This window comes from Vreelandella olivaria, assembly GCF_023507745.1.
Lineage (GTDB): Bacteria > Pseudomonadota > Gammaproteobacteria > Pseudomonadales > Halomonadaceae > Vreelandella > Vreelandella olivaria_A.
Genome location: NZ_JALPZO010000006.1, coordinates 1 through 1,220, shown reverse-complemented (window position 1 = coordinate 1,220; position 1,220 = coordinate 1). Strand labels below are relative to the sequence as shown.

Here is a 1,220-nt window from a genome sequence, read left to right as displayed (position 1 = left end):
GACAAAGCCTTGTGTCTCTCCGGGCTTGTTGATTAGCTACCAGCAGGCCCTGGCATCAGGGTGAGCATCCACAAAGCCTGAGGCGTCACAGCCTGGAACCTAGATTATGCCCCCTGATGCCCTCTATCTCGATAGCTTGAATGGTATCCAAGCCCCTCCCGAACCGGAGTGAGGCTGCACGAACAAGGGAAGGCGACGAGATCATGGCAGTAATTGGTATCGACGTCAGCAAGAAGAAGCTCGATTGTGCCTGGCTGCGCGATGTATCAACCGGCAAGGTTAAGACACGGGTATTTACTAACCACAGGCAGGGTTTTCCCCGCTTGCTGGAATGGCTTGAGCACCAGACCGGCGAACCGCGTGAACGGCTTCACATCCTGATGGAAGCTACTGGTATCTATCACGAAACGCTCGCGCATTGGTTGCATGCCGCTGGCGTCCAGGTCTATGTCCTCAATCCTGCGCAGGTACGTGACTTCTCTCGTAGCCTGGGGGTACGCGGCAAAACGGACAAGAAGGACAGCGTGGTGTTGGCACGGTATGGCGCAACTCAACAGCCTGAATGCTGGCAGCCAGAGCCTGAGGAAGTGCGCAAGCTCAAGGCGCTGGCGGCGCGACTCGATGCAATGGACAAAGACATTTACCGTGAGCGAAACCGGCGGGAAAAAGCCGAGTTCATCATGGCAACCGATATTCTCCGCTCGATTGATGACATCCTGCTGGCATTGACGCGCGAGCGGGATCGCCTCCAGCAACAGATCGATGATCATCTCGATCAGCACCCTGGCTTAAAGCGGGACCGGGTCTTGTTGCAAACGATCCCGGGGGTTGGTCCCGCCGTGTCACTCAGGTTGTTGGCGATGCTACGTAGCCGCGCGTTCCAGAGCGCTCGGCAGGCTGCTGCTTTTGCGGGACTTGTGCCCGTTAGTTGGGAGTCGGGTAGTTCCGTGCGCATGCGGCCCCGTCTTTCGAAAGCTGGCAACCCGAAGCTGCGCCAGAGCCTGTACATGGCGGCCGTCGTAGGGCTGAGGCGAAACCCAGATATCTCGGCGCTCTACCGGCGGCTGACAGGAAACGGCAAGAGCACAATGGCGGCCTTGGGGGCGGCGATGCGGAAGCTAATCCACATCGCCTATGGCATCCTCAAGACCCAAACCGAATATCGGTCGCAAACCACCTAATGGGTTGTTTGTGACTGGTTAGGAGAGATGGTATCTAGG

The 1,220-nt window shown here is 57.6% G+C and carries 1 protein-coding gene; it reads left to right on the top strand.

The genetic code is table 11. The annotated features are described in order from the left end of the window. Positions 1-203 precede the first annotated feature (203 nt). Entirely contained in the window at positions 204-1,181 is a 978-nt protein-coding gene (locus tag HP566_RS00060; RefSeq protein ID WP_249975214.1) for an IS110 family transposase, read from the top strand. Positions 1,182-1,220 lie beyond the last annotated feature (39 nt).